The organism is Phycobacter azelaicus, from assembly GCF_014884385.1.
Taxonomy (GTDB): domain Bacteria; phylum Pseudomonadota; class Alphaproteobacteria; order Rhodobacterales; family Rhodobacteraceae; genus Phycobacter; species Phycobacter azelaicus.
In genome coordinates, this window is record NZ_WKFH01000003.1 from 655,218 (window position 1) to 677,692 (window position 22,475).

Annotated in this window: 29 protein-coding genes; 20 read left to right on the plus strand and 9 right to left on the minus strand. The window is 59.3% G+C overall.

The features are described from left to right. Position 1 precedes the first annotated feature (1 nt). From rpmI to pyk, 3 genes are all read right to left on the minus strand, one after another. Positions 2 to 202, minus strand: a complete 201-nt coding sequence (gene rpmI, locus INS80_RS04210) for a 50S ribosomal protein L35 (protein WP_009178285.1) — start codon at positions 200 to 202, stop codon at positions 2 to 4. Between the two features lie 116 nt (positions 203 to 318). After that, complete coding sequence (locus INS80_RS04215; RefSeq protein WP_192964426.1) at positions 319 to 540, minus strand: hypothetical protein; 222 nt, start codon at positions 538 to 540, stop codon at positions 319 to 321. A 44-nt stretch (positions 541 to 584) separates the two neighbouring features. Next, a complete protein-coding gene (gene pyk, locus INS80_RS04220) occupies positions 585 to 2,030 on the minus strand; it encodes a pyruvate kinase (protein ID WP_192964427.1) in 1,446 nt (481 codons plus the stop codon). Positions 2,031 to 2,161: 131 nt separating this feature from the next. Here pyk and INS80_RS04225 point away from each other — a divergent pair, with 131 nt between their 5' ends. From INS80_RS04225 to INS80_RS04240, 4 genes are all read left to right on the plus strand, one after another. Beyond that, positions 2,162 to 2,899, plus strand: coding sequence for an N-formylglutamate amidohydrolase (locus INS80_RS04225; RefSeq protein ID WP_192964428.1), 738 nt, complete (start codon positions 2,162 to 2,164; stop codon positions 2,897 to 2,899). Positions 2,900 to 3,018: 119 nt separating this feature from the next. Beyond that, entirely contained in the window at positions 3,019 to 3,258 is a 240-nt protein-coding gene (locus tag INS80_RS04230; RefSeq protein ID WP_192964429.1) for a DUF6868 family protein, read from the plus strand. A 97-nt stretch (positions 3,259 to 3,355) separates the two neighbouring features. Next, positions 3,356 to 3,670 (plus strand): DUF1244 domain-containing protein, encoded by a 315-nt coding sequence (locus INS80_RS04235; protein ID WP_192964430.1) that lies wholly within the window; start codon positions 3,356 to 3,358, stop codon positions 3,668 to 3,670. 152 nt (positions 3,671 to 3,822) lie between these two features. Beyond that, on the plus strand, positions 3,823 to 4,620 hold the full coding sequence (locus tag INS80_RS04240) for a DODA-type extradiol aromatic ring-opening family dioxygenase (protein WP_192964431.1): 798 nt from the start codon (positions 3,823 to 3,825) through the stop codon (positions 4,618 to 4,620). Positions 4,621 to 4,993: 373 nt separating this feature from the next. On the opposite strand, the gene INS80_RS04245 is transcribed toward INS80_RS04240, so the two are convergent. The 3 genes from INS80_RS04245 to dgcN all read right to left on the minus strand — a co-directional run bounded on the left by INS80_RS04245 (position 4,994) and on the right by dgcN (position 7,921). Then, complete coding sequence (locus INS80_RS04245; protein WP_192964432.1) at positions 4,994 to 5,857, minus strand: D-amino-acid transaminase; 864 nt, start codon at positions 5,855 to 5,857, stop codon at positions 4,994 to 4,996. Positions 5,858 to 5,867: 10 nt separating this feature from the next. Then, positions 5,868 to 6,833 carry an N-acetyl-D-Glu racemase DgcA gene (gene dgcA / locus INS80_RS04250; protein ID WP_192964433.1) on the minus strand — a complete coding sequence of 322 codons (966 nt, stop codon included), beginning with the start codon at positions 6,831 to 6,833 and terminating at the stop codon, positions 5,868 to 5,870. An 86-nt stretch (positions 6,834 to 6,919) separates the two neighbouring features. Beyond that, positions 6,920 to 7,921, minus strand: coding sequence for an N-acetyltransferase DgcN (gene dgcN, locus INS80_RS04255; protein ID WP_192964434.1), 1,002 nt, complete (start codon positions 7,919 to 7,921; stop codon positions 6,920 to 6,922). A gap of 303 nt (positions 7,922 to 8,224) precedes the next feature. Between dgcN and INS80_RS04260 the strand changes: the two genes are divergently transcribed. Further along, positions 8,225 to 9,184: an L-malyl-CoA/beta-methylmalyl-CoA lyase gene (locus INS80_RS04260; RefSeq protein ID WP_192964435.1), complete on the plus strand. Its 960-nt coding sequence runs from the start codon at positions 8,225 to 8,227 to the stop codon at positions 9,182 to 9,184. Between the two features lie 82 nt (positions 9,185 to 9,266). Next, positions 9,267 to 9,872, plus strand: coding sequence for a hypothetical protein (locus INS80_RS04265; protein ID WP_192964436.1), 606 nt, complete (start codon positions 9,267 to 9,269; stop codon positions 9,870 to 9,872). Here the strand turns inward: INS80_RS04265 and INS80_RS04270 are convergent. After that, entirely contained in the window at positions 9,869 to 10,321 is a 453-nt protein-coding gene (locus tag INS80_RS04270; RefSeq protein WP_192964437.1) for an Lrp/AsnC family transcriptional regulator, read from the minus strand. The two genes, INS80_RS04265 and INS80_RS04270, sit on opposite strands and share 4 nt — an antisense overlap. Positions 10,322 to 10,394: 73 nt before the next feature. Between INS80_RS04270 and INS80_RS04275 the strand changes: the two genes are divergently transcribed. Both INS80_RS04275 and INS80_RS04280 read left to right on the plus strand, forming a co-directional pair. Next, entirely contained in the window at positions 10,395 to 10,991 is a 597-nt protein-coding gene (locus tag INS80_RS04275; protein WP_192964438.1) for a LysE family translocator, read from the plus strand. Positions 10,992 to 11,115: 124 nt separating this feature from the next. Then, positions 11,116 to 12,078: an acetyl-CoA carboxylase carboxyltransferase subunit alpha gene (locus tag INS80_RS04280; protein WP_192964439.1), complete on the plus strand. Its 963-nt coding sequence runs from the start codon at positions 11,116 to 11,118 to the stop codon at positions 12,076 to 12,078. Between the two features lie 234 nt (positions 12,079 to 12,312). Here the strand turns inward: INS80_RS04280 and INS80_RS04285 are convergent, their stop codons facing one another. Beyond that, entirely contained in the window at positions 12,313 to 14,772 is a 2,460-nt protein-coding gene (locus INS80_RS04285) for a GcvT family protein (RefSeq protein WP_192964440.1), read from the minus strand. A gap of 104 nt (positions 14,773 to 14,876) precedes the next feature. Between INS80_RS04285 and betI the strand changes: the two genes are divergently transcribed. From betI to INS80_RS19420, 12 genes are all read left to right on the plus strand, one after another. Next, complete coding sequence (betI, locus tag INS80_RS04290; protein ID WP_226892553.1) at positions 14,877 to 15,503, plus strand: transcriptional regulator BetI; 627 nt, start codon at positions 14,877 to 14,879, stop codon at positions 15,501 to 15,503. Positions 15,504 to 15,733: 230 nt separating this feature from the next. After that, complete coding sequence (locus INS80_RS04295; RefSeq protein ID WP_192964441.1) at positions 15,734 to 16,078, plus strand: hypothetical protein; 345 nt, start codon at positions 15,734 to 15,736, stop codon at positions 16,076 to 16,078. A gap of 99 nt (positions 16,079 to 16,177) precedes the next feature. Further along, the gene (locus tag INS80_RS04300) at positions 16,178 to 16,609 is read left to right on the plus strand and encodes a c-type cytochrome (protein ID WP_192964442.1); all 432 of its coding nucleotides are present in this window, start codon (positions 16,178 to 16,180) and stop codon (positions 16,607 to 16,609) included. A gap of 8 nt (positions 16,610 to 16,617) precedes the next feature. Continuing rightward, a complete protein-coding gene (locus INS80_RS04305; RefSeq protein ID WP_192964443.1) occupies positions 16,618 to 16,959 on the plus strand; it encodes a copper resistance CopC family protein in 342 nt (113 codons plus the stop codon). Between the two features lie 4 nt (positions 16,960 to 16,963). Then, on the plus strand, positions 16,964 to 17,830 hold the full coding sequence (locus INS80_RS04310; protein ID WP_192964444.1) for a CopD family protein: 867 nt from the start codon (positions 16,964 to 16,966) through the stop codon (positions 17,828 to 17,830). 5 nt (positions 17,831 to 17,835) lie between these two features. After that, entirely contained in the window at positions 17,836 to 18,276 is a 441-nt protein-coding gene (locus tag INS80_RS04315; RefSeq protein WP_192964445.1) for a c-type cytochrome, read from the plus strand. Positions 18,277 to 18,385: 109 nt separating this feature from the next. Continuing rightward, complete coding sequence (locus tag INS80_RS04320) at positions 18,386 to 18,553, plus strand: hypothetical protein (protein ID WP_192964446.1); 168 nt, start codon at positions 18,386 to 18,388, stop codon at positions 18,551 to 18,553. A gap of 429 nt (positions 18,554 to 18,982) precedes the next feature. Next, positions 18,983 to 20,281: a tyrosine-type recombinase/integrase gene (locus tag INS80_RS04325; RefSeq protein WP_226892554.1), complete on the plus strand. Its 1,299-nt coding sequence runs from the start codon at positions 18,983 to 18,985 to the stop codon at positions 20,279 to 20,281. Then, positions 20,278 to 20,964 carry a hypothetical protein gene (locus INS80_RS04330; protein ID WP_192964448.1) on the plus strand — a complete coding sequence of 229 codons (687 nt, stop codon included), beginning with the start codon at positions 20,278 to 20,280 and terminating at the stop codon, positions 20,962 to 20,964. The genes INS80_RS04325 and INS80_RS04330 overlap by 4 nt, the downstream gene beginning before the upstream one ends. Before the next feature lie 103 nt (positions 20,965 to 21,067). Beyond that, positions 21,068 to 21,253 (plus strand): helix-turn-helix transcriptional regulator, encoded by a 186-nt coding sequence (locus INS80_RS04335; protein WP_192964449.1) that lies wholly within the window; start codon positions 21,068 to 21,070, stop codon positions 21,251 to 21,253. A gap of 21 nt (positions 21,254 to 21,274) precedes the next feature. Continuing rightward, positions 21,275 to 21,817, plus strand: a complete 543-nt coding sequence (locus INS80_RS04340) for a helix-turn-helix domain-containing protein (RefSeq protein WP_192964450.1) — start codon at positions 21,275 to 21,277, stop codon at positions 21,815 to 21,817. Further along, complete coding sequence (locus INS80_RS19420; protein WP_304622241.1) at positions 21,814 to 22,089, plus strand: HGGxSTG domain-containing protein; 276 nt, start codon at positions 21,814 to 21,816, stop codon at positions 22,087 to 22,089. Before INS80_RS04340 ends, INS80_RS19420 begins: the two co-directional genes overlap by 4 nt. A 32-nt stretch (positions 22,090 to 22,121) precedes the next feature. Here INS80_RS19420 and INS80_RS04345 read toward each other — a convergent pair whose 3' ends face one another. Further along, on the minus strand, positions 22,122 to 22,451 hold the full coding sequence (locus INS80_RS04345; RefSeq protein WP_192964451.1) for a hypothetical protein: 330 nt from the start codon (positions 22,449 to 22,451) through the stop codon (positions 22,122 to 22,124). Positions 22,452 to 22,475: the final 24 nt, after the last annotated feature.

Below are 22,475 nucleotides of genomic sequence, written 5' to 3' on the forward strand. Positions count from 1 at the left end.
CTTAGCGGTCGTAGGGCATGAAGCCCTTGACGATCTTGGCGTCGGGGGCGGACAGGGTCGTGGTGCCACGGGCATCACGGATGAATTTCTTGTGACGTTTGATCATGCCGTGGCGCTTGCCGGCCTGACCTGCCATCACCTTACCGGTGGCGGTCACCTTGAAGCGCTTTTTGGCGCTCGATTTCGTCTTCATTTTGGGCATTTCCGTCTCCTTCACTTCGGGTTCGGTCAATACGCGACTCGGCATGCCACTCTGGCCGGCCACGTGAACAGGGTGGCCACATACGAAAACAGGATGACAAGGGCAAGCGGTTTCTTTCAGAAAAGACGGCCAATCACGCCGAAAAACACATCTGGCAACTCCTCCAGCCTGTATGCGGTGGGTCGCGCCCACACGGCGTACAGGATGAGGCCGGCGCACACCAGCAGCAAAGCAGATGCAGTGTATGGACGTCGGCCATCACTGAATGCGGATAGCGCAGAGACCGCTCCAAGGCCGCCCAAGAGCAGGCCCAGCACCATTGCGAGGTCACTTTCCATATCTGCCCCTCCCCTGCCCGCTGGTTTACGGGCCAGGGATCAGCCTATTCCGGGTCGGTACTGTAAATCAAACGTTCATCACAAGGTGCAACGCGCAGGATATTGGTGGTCCCCGGCACGTTGAACGGAACCCCCGCAGTCACAACAATCTGGTCGACCTCGGTGGCGAAGCCGCCCGCACGTGCCGCGCGCGCCGCGTTGACAACAGCGCCCTTGAACCGCTCCTGACTGCCGGTGACCACGCAATGGCACCCCCAGCTGAGGGCAAGCCGACGGGCCGTGCCCTCCAGAGGAGTCATGGCGATAATCGGAACACCAGGCCGCTCGCGCGCCGTCAACAAGGCGGTGGTACCGCTTTGGGTGAAACAACAGATCGCTTTGATATCTGTCTTTTCTGCGATCTCGCGCGCGGCTGAAACGATGGCATCGGCAATCGTCGTCCCCTTGGAGGAGCGTGAAGCCGCTATGATCTGTACATAAGTGGGATCGGTTTCGACTTCGGCCGCGACATTGTCCATCGTGCGTACGGCCTCGACAGGATACTGACCAGCAGCGGATTCAGCGCTCAGCATGATGGCGTCCGTGCCCTCATAGATCGCAGTTGCAACGTCTGAAACCTCCGCGCGCGTGGGCATCGGGCTTTCGATCATGCTTTCAAGCATCTGCGTCGCGACGATCACCGGCTTGGCGGCAGCGCGGCACTTGCGCACCAGGCGTTTCTGGATCGGCGGCACGGCAGAGACCGGCAATTCAACCCCCAGATCACCGCGCGCAACCATGATCCCGTCCGAAGCATCAAGGATCTCCTCGAACTGCTCCACGGCAGAGGGTTTTTCGATCTTCGACAGAACCGCGGCACGACCATCCACAAGCCCCTTGGCCTCAAACACATCCTTGGCGCGCTGAACAAAAGACAGCGCGACCCAGTCCACGCCCAAGGTACAAGCGAACTCCAGATCATCTCGGTCCTTTTCCGAAAGGGCCGCAAGGGGCAGAACCACATCCGGCACATTCACGCCCTTGCGGTTCGAAATGGTCCCGCCTGTCACCACGATGCAATTGGCAAAGTCCCCCCCGCACTCTTCCACCCGCAGGCGGATCTTACCGTCGTTGACGAGAAGATGCGCACCGGGCTCAAGCGCCTGGAAAATCTCTGGGTGTGGCAGGCAGACCCGCGCAACGTCGCCCTCAGACGGGTCAAGGTCCAGGCGGAAGGCGGCGCCTTCCACAAGTTCCTCTTCACCTTTTGCAAAGACACCGACACGAAGCTTCGGCCCCTGAAGGTCAGCCAAAATACCGATCGAGCTGTCAAGGTCTTGTTCGACCTGGCGGATGATCTTGTGCTTTTCGGTGATCTCGGCATGAGTGCCGTGGGACATGTTCAGTCGAAACACGTCTGCTCCGGCTTCATGCAGCGCGCGTATCATGTCGTAGGTCTCGGACGCTGGCCCCAGGGTGGCAACAATCTTCACGCTGCGAGAACGTTTCATCGGCAGGTTCCTTCTGGTATCGGGTCTGTAGCGGGCGGGCGTTACCGCAAACATGGTTGAGCTGCTTATGGCGCAATTCCAATTTTGCCGCAACTGCCCTAAAGGTAACGACAACAAATGATGACAAAGTTATGACTTACCAACCCTTCCATGTGCACGGGACGGATCGACCTGCCCGCTGGCTGATCACTTGCGATCACGCGACCAATCATGTCCCCCCTCTCGTCAATGGCGGAGACCTTGGTCTTCCCCATGAGGACATGGAGCGCCACATCGCCTATGATATTGGCGCCTATGCGGTGGCGCGCCATTTGGGCGAGATGCTGAATGCGCCGGTGGTGGCCTCCAATTTCTCGCGCCTGGTGATCGATCCCAACCGCGGCGAAGACGATCCGACCCTGCTAATGAAGCTTTATGACGGCACAATCATCCCGGCCAACCGACATGCAGATGCAGCCGAGCGGGAGGCCCGGCTCGACGCCTGCTATCGCCCCTATCACGCAGAGGTAGCCCGTCTGGCTGCGCGGCCGGGCACCGTGATCGTTTCGATGCATTCCTTTACCCGCCAGTTGCGCGGTCGCCCGCCCCGCCCATGGGAGATCGGTATCCTCTACCCGGAAGGTGAGGGGTTCTCCCCCGCGCTGATCGACACGCTCCAGTCCGAGGGGGATCTTTGCGTCGGGGTCAACGAACCCTACACCGGCTACCTGCCCGGCGATGCGATCGACACCCACGGCACCGCCCATGGCCGCCCCAACACGCTGATTGAGCTGCGCAACGACTTGATTGCCGATGCCGCCGGTCAGCGGCACTGGGCCGAGCGCCTAGCCAGAGTTCTACCGCAGGCGCTAGAGAGCGCGCAAATCTAGAAAGCAGGAACTCTCAGATTTTGAGCAGCTGCGCTGCACACTTGCCTCGCACAGCTGCAAAACGCAGAATGAACGGCAGGTGCAGGCTAGTACCTCTTGGCACCCGAAAAGGATACATGATGCCCTTCGATACTCTTGTTGCTTTTTTTGGCTGGCTCACCGCGCTCAATCTAGCCTTGCTGGTGATCACGTCCCTGCTGCTTATCAGCTTTCGAGACCGATTTGCTGCCCTGCATGCCAGTCTTTTCGGCCTCGACATCGAGACGGTCAAGGCAGCCTATTTCTCATATCTCGCGACCTACAAGATCCTGATTTTCATATTCTGCCTGATGCCCTACCTTGCACTCAGACTGATCTGAACACCTGCTGCGGCATTGCCTAGACAAGCCATGCACTGATATGCGGGCTAGCTAGATCGCAGCCATCAAACTTGCGTGCAAACCGGGAGGAAACCACATGGATCAACAGACCGAGATCGAGCTTCAGGCCGCCGCATTCCGCCGCCTGCAGAAGCACCTGATGGAAGACCGCACCGATGTGCAAAATATCGACCTAATGAACATGGCGGGCTTTTGCCGCAACTGCCTCAGCCGCTGGTATCAAGAAGCCGCCAACGAACGCGGCATCGAGATGGACAAGACCGCAGCGCGCGAGATTTTCTACGGCATGACCATGGATGAGTGGAAATCCAACTACCAGACCGAGGCAAGCCCTGAAAAAAAGGCTGACTTCGAGATTGCCTTCAAGGAAAACGTCACCGACAAGTCGTGATCTTTCCGATCCGTGTGCGGGAAGCCGCGGATCGGCGCACAAGTCCTGTTCCCTCCTGCGCCTAAAACAGGACGGACCTCGTTGTTAGTGTTATCTCAGGCAGCCCCGCCTCTTGCCCGGCAGCCTGAGATACGCGCTGATAGGAGGTCATCATGACATTAAGATTGCCCAGCTATTTCATCTCTCACGGCGGCGGCCCCTGGCCTTGGGTACCCAACATGAATGCCGCGCTGGCCCCGCTGGCCGAGTCCCTCGCCCGGATGCCGTTTGAGATCGGGCAGCGGCCAAAGGCGGTGCTCATGATCTCGGGCCACTGGGAGGAGGAGAGCTTTACCGTCATGACCTCGCCCCACCCGCCGATGGTTTATGACTATTACAACTTTCCGCCAGAAACCTATGAAATCCAGTATCCCGCACCCGGTGCCCCCGATGTGGCACAGCGCGCTGTTGACCTGATCGCAGGCGCAGGGCTGCCGGTCGCAACCGATGCAAACCAAGGCTTTGATCACGGCACCTTTGTCCCGATGGCGGTGATGTATCCCGATGCCGATGTGTCGCTTTTCCAAATCTCCATGCGCCACGGCTACAGCCCAGAAGAGCATTTCGCCCTTGGCCGCGCCCTTGCTCCCTTGCGCGATGAAGGCATCCTGATCGTGGGCTCCGGCCTCAGCTATCACAACCTTGCGGAATTCGGCCCGCGGGCGAAAGTCCCTTCAGAGGCCTTTGACACCTGGCTGAACGAGGTTATGACCTTGCCAAACGCAGAGCGCACAGAAGCGCTGCTCAACTGGGAGAGTGCTCCTTACGCCCGGGCCTGCCACGCGCAGGAAGACCATCTTGCCCCCCTCTTCGCAGCCCTTGGCGCCGCAGAAGAAGAGCTGTCCACTAGGGTCTATCACCAGAAGGACATCTTTGGCGGTGTCACAGCGTCCAGCTTTCGGTTCGGTTAACCAACTCCGCCATCAGCCATCCCGCTCCCCTTGCTTCTGGCAAGTTCTTTGGGATCGTAACCCACATCAGAATTATGCGGGCCATGAACTTTTGGCGGCCGGCTTTTCTTACGCCTCCTGGAGATCAGAACGAAGCCGACGACCAGAGAGCAGACCAACACCGGAAAAAGGATCAAGGTTGTCTGGTTCGCAGTCAATTTGAACTCCAAGGCACGACACGGCGTCAGATCCGAGTAAAGTTGACGCCCGCACCGAATGCAACATCAAGGGCAGGTAGCTCAAAGTCGACCAACAGAATATGCAGCCGTTGCAACAATAAAAGGCCGCCCATCACGAGCGGCCTTTGTCATGGAAAAGGGGATTTCCGTAGCGATCAGATTGCAGCCTTCACAGATTCTTCCAGGTAGATTTCGCGCAGGCGTTTGGCGATCGGACCAGGTGCGCCATCACCCAGCGCAACACCGTCGATCTCGACAACTGGCATCACAAAGGCACTGGCCGAAGTGGTGAATGCTTCATCCGCCTCTTTCGCCTCGTCGATGGTGAACAGACGCTCCTCAACCTTCAGCTGCGCCTCTTCCGCCATGCGCAGAACCGCCCTACGGGTGATGCCGTGCAGGATATCGTTGGACAGCGGGCGCGTCACGATCACGCCGTCCTTGACGAAATAGGCGTTGTTCGAGGTGCCCTCGGTCACATAGCCATCTTCCACCATCCAGGCATCGTCGGCACCGGCCTTTTTCGCCATCATCTTGCCCATCGAGGGGTACAGCAGCTGCACCGTCTTGATGTCACGGCGGCCCCAGCGGATGTCCTCGATCGAGATGATCTTGGCGCCCTTCTTGGCGGCGGGGCTGTCCGCGAGCCCAGGCTTGTTCTGGGTGAACAGCACGATCGACGGTTTAGTGGTCTCGGGATTGGGGAAGACGAAATCGCGGTCGCCATCCGATCCACGCGTGACCTGAAGATAGACAAGGCCTTCGTCGATTCCATTCAGCTCCACCAGTTTGCGGTGGATTTCCAGCAGTTCGTCCTTGGTGCAGGGCTCAGCCATGTCCAGCTCATCCAACGAGCGTTTCAGGCGCACCGCGTGGCCTTCGAAATCAATCAGCTTTCCGCCCAGGACCGAGGTCACCTCGTAGACCGCATCCGCCATCAGGAAGCCACGGTCGAAGATCGAAATCTTCGCTTCGTCTTCCGGTAGATATTCGCCATTCACATAAACAGTACGGGTCATTGTCGTCTCCTCAGCCCCAGAGTTCTGCCTTGGGCGGATGCACACCGGCAGCGTCGTATTCCATTGTGACCTCGCGGTCTTCGGACAGAAGCAGCGGCCCGTCAAGGTCCGTTACCATCGCCCCCTGCGCCAAGAGCTGCGCAGGCGCCATCGCCAGGGAAGATCCCATCATGCAGCCGACCATCACGTCGTACCCCTCGGCCAGCGCCGCTTCGCGCAGCTTCAGCGCCTCGGTCAACCCGCCGGTCTTGTCCAGCTTGATATTGACCACATCGTATTTGCCCTTGAGTTTCGGCAGGCTGGCACGGTCATGGCAGCTTTCATCGGCACAAACGGGCACCGGGCGTTCCATGCCGATCAGGGCGTCGTCTTCACCCGCGGGCAAGGGCTGCTCCACCAGCGACACGCCCAGTCGCACCAGATGCGGGGCAAGGTCTGCATAGACTTCGGCGCTCCAGCCTTCGTTGGCGTCAATGATGATCTTGGAAGCTGGCGCGCCCGCGCGCACGGCCTCTAAGCGGGGCATGTCGTCGGCGGTGCCGAGCTTGATCTTCAAGAGCGGGCGATGGGCGTTCTCGGCGGCCTGCTCCCGCATCACTTCGGGTGAGTCCAACGAAAGGGTATAAGCGGTGATTTCGGGGCCGGGTTTGGGCAGACCGGCCAGTTCCCAGACCCGTTTGCCGGTCTGCTTGGCCTCCATATCCCAAAGGGCACAATCCACCGCGTTACGGGCGGCACCCGCGGGAAGCAGTTCCTGCAGTTCGGCGCGGGTGAAGCTCTCGGGCAGGCCCATGATCTCAGCTGTGACGCTGTCGAGGGTTTCATCATAGCGCGCGTAAGGCACGCATTCGCCCCACCCCGTCACCCCATCCTGTTCGACCCGGACGGTCAGCACCTTGGCCTCGGTCCGCGAGCCGCGGGAGATGGTGAAGGCCCGCGCCAGTTTGAAGACATCCGGCGTCACGGTGACTTTCATGATTGATCCTTTCGAGGTCTTGATCTGGGACTTTGGCGGATTGGACATAGAAAGGGCGCCTGCTGCCAGACGCCCCCTCATAGAAATCAGATTGCGGCCAGCGCGTCCACCAGGCGGCCAGCGCCGTGGCGATAGGGGTCAACAGCGGGCAGGCCCATGCGCTTTTCGACCTCTTCGAGATAGGCGACGGCCTCTTCCTCGTTCAGATGCTGGGTGTTCACCGAAATGCCAACGACCTGACAATCCGGGTTGGCCTTGCGGGCCAGCGGCAGGGCGGTGTCGCGCAGCTCTTCCAGGGTCGGCAGGCTATAGCCCGGCAGGCCGCGCATGTGTTCGCGGGTGGGTTCATGGCACAGGATAAGCGCATCGGGCTGACCGCCATGCACCAGTGCCATGGTCACACCGGAGTAGGAGATGTGAAACAGGGAGCCCTGACCTTCGATCAGATCCCAGTGATCCTCGTCATTGTCCGGGGTCAGGTATTCGATGGAGCCCGCCATGAAGTCGGCAATGACCGCGTCCAGCGGAACACCATGGCCGGTGATCAGGATGCCGGTCTGGCCGGTGGCGCGGAAGGTGGATTTCATTCCGCGTTCCTGCATTTCGGCATCCATCGCCAGGGCGGTGTACATCTTGCCGACCGAGCAATCGGTACCAACAGCCAGGCAGCGCTTGCCTTTCCGCTTCACGCCATTGGCGATCGGGTAGCCGACCGAAGGCACGCGCACGTCATGGAGGGTGCCACCATGGGTCTGGGCTGCCGCCACCAGATCACCTTCGTCGCGCAAGAGGTTGTGCAGGCCTGACGCGATATCATAGCCCATGTCCAGCGCCTTGATCAGCACTTCTTTCCAAGCAGGTGAAATAACCCCGCCGCGATTGGCAACACCGATCACAAGGGTCTTTGCCCCGGCGGCCTTGGCCTCTTCCAGAGTCATCTCGGTCAGGCCCAGATCCGCGCCGCAGCCCGGCAAAGAGATTTGACCCACCGCATGGTCGGGGCGCCAGTCACGGATGCCGATGGCAACCTTTGCCGCAAGCATGTCGGGCGCGTCGCCCAGGAACAGCAGATAGGGTGTCTCGATCATCTCGGGCCTCCGTTAAACATGATTCATTTGGACAATAAGGAGAGAGCCCTGCGAAGCGGTCCCGTTTTTGCATTTGCAAGAAAGCGTCATTCGAAGAATCTTCCATCAATCAGCACTTTTACCGAAGAAAATCTCACTCAATCGCCACATATCGACCACTCTTACGCAGCGGAAAGAATTTTCGCCCCAGCACCTTACGACAATGCTGCGGCTGCAAACTTCCTCTTGCATGCCAATGCGCAATTTCATACCACAAAGGCGACCCAAATCGTAATTTCATTACCCTATCAGGGAGCGCCATCCATGAGCTTTCGCATCCAGCCCGCCGCCCCGGCACGCCCCAACCGCTGCCAGCTGTTCGGCCCCGGCTCCAACACCAAACTCTTTGCCAAGATGGCCGCCTCGGCTGCGGATGTGATCAACCTCGATCTAGAAGACTCGGTGGCGCCCACCGACAAGGACCTGGCCCGCGCCAATGTAATCGAAGCGCTGAACACCGTCGACTGGGGCAAAAAATACATGTCGGTCCGTATCAACGGTCTGGACACGCCCTATTGGTACCGCGACGTGGTGGATCTGCTGGAACAGGCCGGTGACCGCTTGGACCAGATCATGATCCCCAAGGTGGGCTGCGCTGCGGACGTCTATGCCGTGGATGCGCTAGTGACCGCGATCGAACGCGCCAAGGGCCGCACAAAGCCCATCTCATTTGAGGTCATCATCGAGTCCGCCGCTGGTATCGCTCATGTGGAAGAAATCGCAGCCTCCTCTCCGCGCTTGCAAGCGATGAGCCTGGGCGCGGCCGACTTTGCCGCCTCCATGGGCATGCAGACCACCGGCATCGGCGGCACGCAGGAAAACTACTACATGCTGCGCGAGGGCGAAAAACACTGGTCAGACCCCTGGCACTGGGCGCAGGCCGCTATCGTCGCCGCCTGCCGCACCCATGGCGTACTGCCCGTTGACGGCCCCTTTGGCGACTTCTCGGATGACGAAGGTTATATCGCCCAGGCAAAACGCTCGGCCACGCTGGGTATGGTTGGCAAATGGGCCATCCACCCCAAGCAGATCGCCCTGGCCAACCAGGTCTTCACTCCCTCCGAAGAGGCGGTTGCAGAGGCGCGCGAGATCCTCGCCGCGATGGAACAGGCCAAGGCCAACGGCGAAGGCGCCACAGTCTACAAAGGACGCCTTGTTGACATCGCCTCGATCAAGCAGGCAGAGGTGATCGTTGCTCAGGCCGAACTGATCGCTGCAAGCTGACACTATCGGCCGCACCCGATCTGTGACTAGAGTGAAAGGGGCTCCACACCGGTGCCCCTTTTTTGCTGTTTGGAGCTTTACCTTGGCCGCACTCACCCTGTTTCACACCACAGATGCCCACGTAAAGACCTTTGACCGTCTCGCCCCGGATGCAGACCTGATACATGTGGTGCGTGCTGATTGGCTGGACAGGGCCAAGGGCGGCATCGACACCGATCTGCGGCAAGAAATTCTGCAGGCCATCGCGGCGGTCAAAGGATCCTCTCTGTGCACCTGCACCACCCTGGGCACCATCGCTGAAGAGGCCGGCGCCCCCCGGATCGACTGGCCAATGATGCAAGCGGCTGCGGAAATCGGCGGTCCGGTGATGCTGGCCTATTGCCTGGAAAGCACCCGCGCGCCCTCCACTGCCCTTTTGGAGCGCGCCTTCATGCAGCAGGAAAAAAATCCTGAAATCCGTAGTCTGCCCCTGACCGGGCTTTGGCACCATTTCACCGATGGCAACACCGACCGATTTCACCAGCAGATCGCGGAATGGGTTGCCACATCCCTGTCGCTTGTTTCGGATACGTCCTGTGTTGTGCTTGCTCAAGCCTCGATGGCGGGAGCCACCCGGTATATCGAAAGCAATGTGCCCGTACTGGCCTCTCCCGAGATTGCAATGCGGGCGCTCCTGCCAGAGACCTAAGCGCGCATGTCCTTGGGAGAGCCCATGACGACGTAAGTCGTGATCGCGGTGACATAGGGTGACGTGCCGAGGATATCCGTGTGAAACCGCTTGTAGCTGGGCAGATCTGCGCATTCGACCCGCAACAGGTATTCGATGGTGCCGGTGATATTGTGGCATTCCACCACCTCGGGCGCAGCCCGCATCGCCTTCTCGAACGCCTCTTGCGCTTCCTTGGTGTGCTCCCCAAGGCCAACGCCGATGTAGGTAACAAAACCGACGCCCATCGCTTCGCGGTTCAAAACCGCTTTGTAGCCGGTGATGACGCCTTGACGCTCCAACTCCTGCACACGGCGTAGGCAGGCCGAGGGCGAAAGGCCAACACGCTCGGCAAGCTCCAGATTGCTGATCCGACCATCGCGGGCCAACTCTTGCAATATTCGTTGGTTTATTTTGTCATTTTTCACCATTTATTGCAATAATACATTCAACACGCAGCAGAACGCAATTTCATTCTGACGTCTGCACGGCAGTTTCACCGACATGACTACTGATCTGATCCTCGCACTCGCGCTCTTTGCCTTCGTCTCCTCGATCACACCGGAGCCCAACAACCTGATGCTGATGGCCTCGGGCGCAAATTTCGGGTTCCGCCGTACCATTCCGCATATGCTGGGGGTGGCTTTGGGCTTTGTGTTCATGGTCGTCCTGGTCGGCGCGGGCCTGATCCAGGTCTTTGATGCCTTCCCTTTCAGCTACACCGTGCTCAAGGTGGTCTCGGTCATCTACCTTTTGTATCTGGCCTGGAAGATCGCAAATGCTGCACCGGCAGAGACGGGAAATGCAAATGGTCACCCCATGACGTTTGTTCAGGCAGCTGCCTTTCAGTGGGTCAATCCAAAAGCCTGGGCAATGGCCCTGACAGCCATCAGCGCCTATGCACCCGACCAAACCTTCTGGGCGATCCTTCTTGTTGCCGCGCTCTTTGGCGCGGTAAATCTGCCCTCGGTCAGCTCTTGGACCGTTCTGGGGCAGCAGATGGCTCGATTTCTGACCAACCCACGCCGCCTGGCGTTATTCAACTGGACAATGGCTCTGCTTCTGGTCGCGTCTCTTTACCCTGTGATCTGGCCCCACTGAAACGGACAGTACCGCGACACGAAACGCTGCTGGCGGGCCGGGCACATCTGCTGAGTTGCATCCGCCGCGCGACAAGGCCATATATCGCTGAAACCGCGCATCCTAGGGCGCAGAGCGAGGCGACATGACCCAGTATCTTGAATTCGAAAAACCGCTGGCCGAAATCGAAGGCAAGGCAGAAGAACTGCGCGCCCTGGCCCGCACCAATGAAGAGATGGATGTAGCCAGTGAAGCGGCTGCGCTCGATGCCAAGGCCGAACAGCTACTGAAGGATCTTTACAAGGACCTCACCCCCTGGCGTAAATGCCAAGTGGCCCGCCACCCGGAGCGTCCGCACTGCAAGGATTACATCGAGGCTCTGTTCACCGAGTACACACCTCTGGCGGGGGACCGGAACTTTGCCGACGATCTGGCCGTCATGGGGGGGCTTGCCCGCTTCAACGACCAGCCGGTGATGGTGATCGGGCATGAAAAGGGCGCCGATACCAAATCGCGCATCGCGCACAACTTTGGCATGGCCCGCCCAGAAGGCTACCGTAAGGCGGTGCGCCTGATGGAGATGGCCGGACGTTTCGGCCTGCCGGTGATCACCCTTGTAGACACCACCGGCGCCTATCCCGGCAAGGGCGCCGAGGAACGTGGCCAGTCCGAAGCCATCGCACGCTCGACCGAGATGAGCCTCAAGATCGGCGTGCCTGTTGTGTCGGTCATCATCGGCGAGGGTGGATCGGGCGGCGCCGTTGCCTTTGCCACCGCCAACCGGGTCGCCATGCTGGAACACGCTGTCTATTCCGTGATCAGCCCCGAAGGCTGTGCTTCGATCCTTTGGAAGGACGCCGAAAAGATGCGCGAAGCTGCTGAGGCCCTGCGCCTGACCGCACAGAATCTTCTGGAGCTGGCCGTCATCGACCGGATCATCAAAGAACCATTGGGCGGCGCGCACCGGGATGCCGAGACCACGATAGCTGCGGTCGGGGCAGCCATCACGTCAATGCTGAGCGAGCTGAAGGACAAGGACGGCGCAGAGTTGATAAAGGACCGCCGCCAGAAGTTCCTCGATATCGGTTCCAAGGGACTGGCGGCCTGATCCACATTACCAATAAGAACAACCGAAACCGAACCCATGATCCGGTCATTGGTCGGCGGCGGTTTGAATGGCCACCGACAGGCGCGGCCATGGCATCCATGGTCTGCTTTGAATATACGCCCCTTTAAACGCCCCCCTTTGTCCCTTGCCGATCACAAGGGACAAAGGGGGGGCGTGTGGCACTGGCATGATGCAATCAGGACCGGCGCCTGGCCATCAGGCGGGCATGCCGCCTCAAGATCTGACTTTTTGCATTCCCGGATCGAACAGGGGTTTCAAGGAGGCCGTCGCCCTGTAGCGCTTTTCGGCCACTTCGATTTCCCATTGGCCCTCCTCAACCACGGCTGCGGTCAAAGGCTCGTCTAGTTCGGCAAAACCGATCCCGACTGCACCACCCAGGCTGTGACCATAGCCGCCGACCTGCAGGTGCCCGACTTCGGCGCCGTTGAGGTAGATACACTCGTTCCCGTAGAGAAGCGGCTCGGGATCCTGCAGGAGAAACTGCAGCATCCGATTTTTCGGAACGCCTCGCGCCTTGATTTCTGCAAGCGCATCACGGCCGATAAACCCACCGGGCTTGTCCAGCTTCACGGCGAAGCCAAGCCCGGCTTCGATCGGATTGTCGGTGTTATCCACGTCCAGCCCGAAATCGCGATAGGCCTTTTCCAGCCGCAGGGAGTTCAGGGTCTGCATCCCCGCATCGCGCAGTCCGAACTCCTGTCCTGCTTTTTTGAGCAAATCATAGACTTGCACCGCAGCGTAGGACGGCACCTGAAGCTCCCAGCCGAGTTCGCCAACGAAGGTGACCCGGAAGGCCCTGACGATCCAATACCCGACGTCGATGTCCTGCCAGGTCATGAACGGAAAGGCCTCGTTCGACATATCCGCGGTGGTCACCTTTTCCATCAGCAGGCGGGCCTTTGGGCCATGGATGTTGATCTGCGTGATACCCGGGGTGAGGTCGGTAATCACCACGACCTCGCCGTCCAGAATGTGACGCTGCATTCGCATCAACGTATGGCCATGGCTGTTTTCACCGACAACGACCATGAAACGGTCCTTTGCCAGACGGGTCACGGTCAGATCGGCCTCGAAGCCGCCCTTTTCATTGACCCAGGCGGTGTAGACCAGCCGCCCCGGCTCAACGTCGACCTCGTTGCAGGACAGGCGACTCATCAGGGCAAGTGCATCAGGGCCTTCCACCTGGAACTTGGACATGGTCGACATGTCCATGATGATCACGTCCTCGCGGGCTGCACGATGCTCTTCGGCGTGCCAGTCAAACCAGTTCTGACGGAACCAGCTGTATCTCTCGATCTTTGCCAAGTCAGGTGTGGGCGCGAACCAGTCCGGCATTTCCCAGCCATGCCCTTCGGTGAAATAGGCACCATTGGCGGCCAGCCGATCATGCAATACCGACCGCTTCAGATCACGGGCCGTTTGATAGCTTTCATTGTGATAGTGCTGCCCGAACATCTTCCCCAAGAGTTCGGGACCGCGATCGCGGCGGAAAGCAGGGGTGGCCTCGTGGCGCGTGAACCGGTTCACGTTGATACCAGTGACGTCGATGGGGGGATGTCCGTCCACGATCCAATGCGCCAGCACCTTCCCTGTACCGGCACCGTTGAGGATGCCCAGAGAGTTCATTCCGCAGGCGACGAAACATTTGCGCAGTTCGGGCGTTTCACCCACCAGAGGAGCCAGATCCGGGGTGAAGCTTTCCGGTCCGCAGAACAGTTTACGCACGCCAACATTCAAGGCATCAGGCACCCGGGAATAGGCCTTTTCCAGGTGCGGGCCGACCCGGTCCCAGTCGGGCTCAATTTCTCCAAAGGAGAAATTTTCGGGGATGCCCTCCAGTTTCCACGGCGCGGCGCCTGGCTCAAACAGGCCCAGCATCAATCCTCCCACCTCTTCACGGTAGTAGGTGTAGGTCGAGGGGTCTTCGAGCACGGGCAGGTCTCGGCTAAGGCCGTCAATGTTTTCGGTGATCAGGTAGTAGTGCTCGGCCGCCTGCAGTGGCAGGTTAATGCCAGCTTTGGCGCCCAGTTGACGCGACCACATCCCCCCGCAGATCACAACGTTTTCGGCCGTGATGATTTGACCATCAGCCGTGCGAACCCCGGTTGCCGTGCCATTCCTCGCCATGATTTCAGACACTGTGGTGCCTTCAAAAATCCGAGCGCCGCCCATCCGGGCGCCCTTTGCCAGCGACATGGTCACGTCAACCGGATTTGCGCGACCATCTTCCGGAATGTAAAATCCCGCCAGCACATCGCTCAGATCCCCGATGGGGAACAGATCGGCCGTTTCCTTTGGCGAGATTTCGTGAATATTGATACCGTGCCGACGCATGAATGGGGCAAGCCGCCGCATCTCATGAACCCGCTCTTCATTGTTGGCAATTTGCAGATACCCCACGTCGCGAAAACCGGTCGGCACCCCGGTTTCTTTTTCCAGGTTGGCATATAGATCCCGCCCATGGGTGTAGATCTCACATTCGGCCTCAGACGGCAGCAGACCTGCCACGATCAACCCCGCAGCATGCCACGTGGTGCCTGATGTCAGTTGGTCACGTTCCAGAACGACAACGTCCGACATGCCAAGTTTGGTCAGGTGATAGGCGGTGTTACAGCCGATTGAGCCCCCACCGATAATCACTGTCTGCGCATGCGTGGGAAGCTTCTGAGCCATCGGTATGTCCTTCCAGTGCGAATCCTTGATTTGATCAAATCCTACAATTGACCGCCAGCAGCAATCAAGATACTGATTGAATGAACATTCAATAGATACACCACATGATCCCGAAGCCCACGACGAAGAAGCCGCGCACTGCCCCCCCAGAAGTACGGCGAAAACAACTGATCGACGCAACCATCACCTGCATCGCACGCAAGGGCATATCCGGCACCACCCTCAACGCCATTGCCAAGGAAGCCGGGCTATCGCTGGGGCTGGCGAATTTCCATTTCAAGAGCAAGGACGCGCTGCTGTCCGAAACACTGAGGCATCTGGCAGCCGAACATCGCGACATGTGGCTACGCGATGTGCAACGCGACGAGCTGTCCGACGCCGACAAACTGCGTTCAATGGTGTCCTCACAGTTTCATCCACGTATTTGCAGTCGCAAGAAACTTGCCGTCTGGTTCGCCTTCTTTGGGGAGGCGCACCATAGAAAGACCTACCGGTCAATCTCTTCTCGGATCGACATGGAGCGACAACAGCTGTGCGCGGAACTGTGCAGCAACATCATTGCCGAAGGCGCATACCCCCTTACTGACGCAGATGAGGTCGCCCAAACCCTTGAAGGCATGTTCGACGGTCTGTGGCTGAACATGTTGATGTATCCAGACAAGTTCACGCGCGAGACTGCCGAGCGTCAGGTGGTGGGGTATCTCCGTCTGGTATTCGCCAGGCATTTTTGAGGATCACCGCACTTGCCTGCCCGGCCATGTCCGCATGAGTTGCGCTGATTCAATGCGCGGCGGATGACGTCTTTCCCTTACCAGATCAATCCAAATCAATGCTCCCGCGTGATTAGACCAGATAACATGACATGGGCGTTCTTCACATTGAGCATATCATCATCGCGTAGAGAGTTGCGCTGCAGGCATGCGGAGACTAGCATGCCTGCATGTCGATCGTGAGGCACATAATGACGGCTGCACTTATCGGGCTTCTGCTGGTGATGACAGGGATCGATGGCGCCGTTCACGCTCATTCCGGCGCCTGCCCGGGCGGACACTGTAACATGTCCATCTCCGATCACCCGCAGGAAATACCATCCTCTGTCTTCGAAGGCAGCGATCGGGACGCCGCGCACGATCACGCTGGCCTTGGTGATGATGGCTGCGGTCCTTTTACCTGCAATGCCATCGTACTGCCGCTTGCGATCGAGGATGAGGATTTCGCGGCCCCGAAAGTACTCTGGGCCACCACAGCCTACGCAGTGGCAACGCCCGTGAAACCGGAAAATCCGGAACGTCCCCCAAACGCCTGACCTGCAAGAAGATCTGCACCGCCGGGCCCGCCTGGCGCCGCAATCGTCAAAGCAGCGCGGCAATAGCCGCGCAGCAGAAGACCAATGTCAGGATACAGAATGAAACGCAAATACTTCCTAATCGGGGTGCCCGTGATTGCTGCCGCGGCGGCCACCTTTCAGCTTGCCTCAAACCCCGCCCCGGAGAACGCACCGCGATCGAACGCACAAGGGGAACCCATCGTCACCGTCCAGATGCCACCCCTCGAGGGTAATTCCTTAATAGGACAGCAAATCTTTACAAGGCGCTGCGCGGAGTGCCACGGTGATAACGCTGCAGGTAAGGAGGGAGCCGGTCCGCCCTTGATTCACATTATCTACGAGCCAAGTCATCACGCAGATGAAGCCTTCCAGCGTGCGGTCGCCTTGGGTGTTCGTAGCCATCACTGGAGTTTTGGGGACATGCCTCCCGTTGATGGTCTGACACGGGGCGACGTGGCAATGGTCACGGCCTATATTCGCGACGTCCAGCGGGCAAACGGTATTCAGTGAGGTCAACCATGAAGACAATCGCATCCTTTGCCCTGGCAGCTCTTTTGGCAACCCAGACCCTTGCACACTCCAAGGTTTCAGACACCACGCCAGCCGACGGGGCTGTTGTGACTCAGCCCACCACCAGCATCGACTTCACGTTTTCCAAGGCTATACGGCTGACAGTTGTGAAGCTCTCGCCGCAAAAGGGATCCGAGATAAAGCTGGATCTGAGGGCGCATACCACTTTTGAGCAGGAGTTCAGTCTACCGGTTCAAAGGCTGGATCCCGGCGACTACCGTGTCGAATGGCGCGGGCTTGGGCTGGACGGCCACCCCATGCGCGGCGCGTTCTCATTCTCAGTGGAGTAGGTTCGTGCCGGATATCTGGGACATGCTCGCCACCATCGGCAAACTGGCGCTCTATGCCGGCTTCTGTGGTGCGACGGGCCTCGTGATCGTTCGCATCCTATTTGAAGAGCTCACAACCCCTCTATGGCTACGGATGCAAAAACAAGCTGCAGCTCTCGCGACGCTGGGCCTGATTGCCGCGGGTTTCAGTTTTTCGTTGCGCGGCGCATCGCTAACGGGAGACGCCGGTGGCATGGTGGATGCTGAAATGCTCAACCTCCTTTGGCAGACTACAGTGGGAGATGCGCTGATCTATCGGGTGATCGGCGGAATGGTTCTTCTGTTTGGCCTCTTTCTGGGACAGGGCCGACCATGGATATCTCTTTTAGGGGGAGCGGTCGGCCTTTGGTCCTTTACCTTGATCGGTCACGTGCCTGAACTGGAGCAGATCGCCCTGCGTCTGCTTCTGTTTCTGCATCTCTTGGGTGTATCGTTATGGGTCGGGGTTCTGTCGCCGCTGAGGCAGCTGTCTTTGGACGAAATCAACCCCGCCTCAGCTGCAGAATTTGGCGAAAGGTTCGGACAGCTGGCGATCTGGTTCGTGCCCGGCCTGATCGCTATCGGCGCCATTATGGCCTGGCTTTTGCTGGGCGGCCCAAGTGCATTATTGCATACCCAATATGGTCAGGGCCTGCTGTTAAAGATCGCCTTGGTCAGCGCTATGCTGGCCGTCGCTGCGGCAAACAAGCTGCGCTTTGTTCCGGCGCTGCGACGGGCCGAAACCGGAGCGGGACGCCGACTGGCGCGGGCCATCGAAGTGGAAGCCGTCGTTTTCATCTTGGTGTTTGCAACAACCGCGCGATTGACCAGCACTCTCACGCTGCCGGGATGAACGCAATGAAACTGAAACACTTGATACCCGTCGTTGTCCTTGGCTGCATTGCCGCCTCTGCACAGGCGGATCACGAAATGGAAGGGCGGGACACCCGTAACGGGGCCGCTCTCTATGCGGAACACTGCGCTGCATGCCACGGCAAAAATCTAGAAGGGCAACCCGACTGGCAAACGCCCGGCACAGACGGGATCCTGCCAGCCCCACCACATGATGAAACCGGCCATACCTGGCATCACGACAGCCAGTTGTTGTTCGATTACACGCAGCTTGGCGGCTCTGAGGCATTGTCGCTGCGCGGCGTTACCGGCTTCAACAGTGGGATGCCTGCGTTTGAAGGAGTCCTCGACGAGGCCGAAATCTGGGATATTCTCGCTTACCTAAGATCAACATGGCCGCAGCGGGTTCGCGAAATTCAGTCCAGTCGCAACCCCATTCATGACTGATCCTGTTGGCGTTGTCGCACAAATGCGGTTCACAGGGCATATCCCCTTCCCCGAAGGATTTACTCTACGGGCTCTTGGCATACCTGTCATAAAGCAATAGCGCAGCGGCGTGCGCAGTGCTCCCACGGACTGCACGGACGAACGCACCGGCACGGCTGATTTCGTGAAGGACACGGTTGCCATGGTTGGCGGTACAATCACCCAGGTTATTGCCTTCAGGCTGAATGACGGAACCCGCGTCCGGGCCAGCTTCATCATCGACAACTTCTCCGTCTGACGGCCAGACCAGGTCTTCCAAATCCTGATCGGTCCAGTCCGGCTCTGCCAGGCCAGGTCATCGGGTTCAGTTTCCGCTAACTCCGCAAAAACCAGCTCGACTCAGTCGAGTTACCGAATGTCGGCACCTTGAGAGAAAACACATTTTGGTGCATGCGGCAGCGCCCGGGTGGCCAATGATGACAGGCACACCGAATAACTGCCACGAGGCACTGCTATGGAGAGCCACGGTGCCTCCGACATAAATCACTGAAATATAAGACAATATGTTGGTGGCGGAGACGAAGGCCGCCATGCCATTTTCCCACGTCTTCCGTGAAATTCCCTAATTGTCTTTTTTATTAGATGTTTAACACCTTCCTTTGTGCGTCATGTTCCGGCATAATCCTAGTCGATCCACGGAATTGTGGGGGATGTAATGGGGGACGCTATGCCACGTGAGAACATCCGAACACCGGAAAAGGCGCTCTCGGCACGTTTCGTGGAGACGGTGACAGAGCCGGGCAAATACTTCGACGGACAAGGCCTCTTTCTGAGGGTCGCCAAGAACGGCGCGCGGCAGTGGGTTCAGCGCATCGTCATTCGCGGCAAGCGCTGTGAGCTGGGTCTTGGCAGTCCGCCCGCCGTGCCGCTGGCGACGGCGCGTAGGCTGGCGCTCGAAAACCGAGGCAAGGCGATGCTGGGCGGCGATCCACTGGCTGACAAGCGCAAAGCGCGCGAGGGCATGCGTTTCGCCGATGCAGTGGACACCTACCTGACGGCCAAGCTGTCAGAGTTTCGGAATGAGAAGCACCGCAAACAGTGGCGTTCGACGCTAGACACCTACGCCGCCCCGATACTGGGGCCAAAGCTGGTTTCGGACATCACTGTCCAGGACGTGCTCCGCGTGCTGGAGCCGATCTGGCAAACCAAGACAGAAACCGCTTCCCGTCTGCGGGGCCGGATCGAGAACGTGCTGTCCTGGGCGACTGTGGCCGGGCACCGCGCGGGGGACAATCCGGCACGGTGGCGGGGCAACCTGTCCGAAATGCTGCCCAAGCCCGCGAAGGTGGCGAAGTCGGACAATCAACCGGCACTTGCTCTTGCGGATGTTTCGCGCTGGTGGGACGACCTCGCGCAACGCGAGGGGATGGCAGCGCAGGCGCTCCGGTTTCTGACCCTGACCGCCGCCCGCTCCGGCGAGGTGCGGGGCATGATGTGGGACGAAGTCGACCTTGGAGACGCTTCGACGCTTGCGACATCCGCGGCACGGGCCATCTGGACGATCCCGGCTTCGCGCATGAAAAACGGCAGGCCGCACCGCGTTCCGCTCTCGCCCGAAGCAGCGGCTTTGCTTGAAAGCCTGCCGCGCCTCGATGGCTCTCCTTTCGTGTTCTTCGCGCCTCGCGGCGGGATGCTATCGGACATGTCCATTTCGGCAGTCATGCGGCGCATGCAGGCGGCGCAGGAGAAGGCAGGCGTCCAAGGCTACCTAGACCCGGCCAGCAAGCGTCCAGCCGTGCCGCACGGGCTGCGCTCGACCTTCCGGCAGTGGGCGGCGGAACGGGGCTATCCCCGCGACATGGCCGAAATCGCTCTGGCACATTTCATCGGCTCCGAGGTGGAACGCGCCTATCAGCGATCCGACATGCTCGACCGGCGGCGCGCCATGATGGCCGATTGGTCCGGGTTCCTGGGTGGCAAGGCGGTGCAGGTCGATAACGTTGTGAAGATCGGTACGCCGGGATGAAGGGACCAACGCTCGCAGGCCCTTCATCCAGCCTTTCGGGGCACTGTAATGAGCCGCCGATTACCCCCAACGAGCAGATTGCCGCATTCAGAAACGAAATCCTTGCGGCAATTCCCGAGGAGTATATTGAGCGCCTTGAAGATCAGGAGGCATTGGCTCTAGTCGGGCGAGATGCGGAAATCGTTGCGCTCTATCTGTCGCGCTTCTGGCATTTCGAAAGTCCGTGGTGGGCCGATGAAGCTTTGCGGATTGTTTTCGCAAGCAAGCTTCCCGCCACGAAGGCAGTTGAAACCGCCTTTGGTCGCGCTGCGGACCTGCGGCTTCGCGACAAGGGCCAGAACAAGGGGCAATTCTTGCGGCAAGCTTGGGAAGATCGAGCGTTTTTCCTAGTAGCCGTAATGCGCGAGGCAGGTGTTTCAGCGAATGAGGCGAGCCACCAAGCGGCGCGGTGGCGCGATGAATTCAGTGTCGGCGCTTTCACTGCCAAGGCATCCACGATTGAAAAGGAATTTCCCAAATGGGCAAATGATCCGCTACGGGGCAAGGTCTGGTGCGGGCAGCTATCGCAGGAAACTGAAGGGCTTACCCCTGCGCAGAAGGCGGACCTGATACAAGCCAACAAGTTGCGAGCTCGAATACTTCCGCCATGCCCCGATGGCCTGAGAGGCAACCGCCGAGACTGAAACATTCCTGGGGAAGTAGATAAGCTCCCGTTCCTCCCTCGCCTCTACAGGCCGCGCTCTGCCACCTTCCGGTTGCGACTAGATCAAACCGAAAGGAACCGACATGGCCGAAAAACTGTTGCGCCGCCCTGAGGTCGAAGCCCGGACGGGGCTGTCCCGCTCGACCCTCTACGACTGGATGAAGCGAGGTGAATTCCCCCAGCCGGTGAAGCTGGGTACGCGCCTCGTTGCCTGGCGAGAAAGCGACATTGGCGACTGGCTCGAAAGCCGACAGCAGCGCAGCGCTTGATGCGCTCGCGGATACATCACCATGTCCAATGCTCTCCTGACTGCGGCCTGGGCTGTAGACCTCTTAAGCACTTACGAACGTATAGTGTTGGTTCGTCTCGCAGATCGAGCCAACGACAAGACGGGTGGTTGTTGGCCCAGTGTCGCGAGCCTTGCCCGCGATTGCAGCTGTGGGGTCAGAACGGTTCAGGGTGTGCTGAAAGAGCTAGAAAAGCGTGGCTTGATCAGCGTTGAGAGAAATGCCGGGCCAAAGGGATGCAACGTGTATCGCCTGACGCTACCCCCCGCAACGGATGCCCCCCCGCATGTGGTGCACCCCAGCACAGCAGATAGCCAGCCACCGCAGGTGACGACGGCCAGCTCCGCAGGGGGTGCGCCCGAACCCAAAAAGAACCCTAAAAAAACCTTGCCGAAGAAAGCCGCGAAAGAAATGGAAATGGAAGTTGAGGCGATCAAGGCCGGTAAGCGCTACTTGCTCAGCGGAGTGAGTGCCCACAAGGCGCGCGAGCTGGTCTCAGAAGGCCGTGTCACCGAGGCGCAATGCCAAGCTGTGGGGCTGCTATGACAACCAGCTTTTCACCCGATTTCGCGCGCGCGCGGGGTGGGGTTTTAGGGCGCTTTGGGCCTTCATCCGAAAAATTGCCGGAGAGCCTTTGTGGTGCAAACACCCGAAAGGGAGCGCCTTGCAAGGCGAAAGCGCTACCCGGAAAAGAGCGATGCAGGTTTCACGGCGGGGCATCGACCGGACCAAAGACGCCAGAGGGCCGCGAACGAATAGCCAAGGCTCAACGGCAGCGCTGGGCGAAATGGCGGGCTGAAAAGCTTCATGGAGATTGAGCCCGTCCATCAGGATGGCGCAGGCTGTTCGATCAGGACGCGCGGGGCATGGAACCGCCGAGTCGGGCCACGACGGAGACGAAAATCTCCTCGGACACCTCGGGCGAGCCTTCATCGGCGAGAACCTCGGACGGGGATATGTCCGACCAGGTTCCGTCAGAGCCAAGCAGCAGCATGGAACCGGGTTCGGGCTCCAAGGCGGGGATGGAGCGGTCCACCAGGAAGAACCGCATCTTCGAAGAATTGGCTACGGATTGCTTGTCGATCATTTGCTTCAAAGCCACCCGGACATTCTGTTCTCGATCCAGCCGGGCAAGATCAGCGGCCATTGAGGCCAACTCACGCACGCGTTCCTTCGGCATTTCGCGCAGATTATCTTGAAGGCC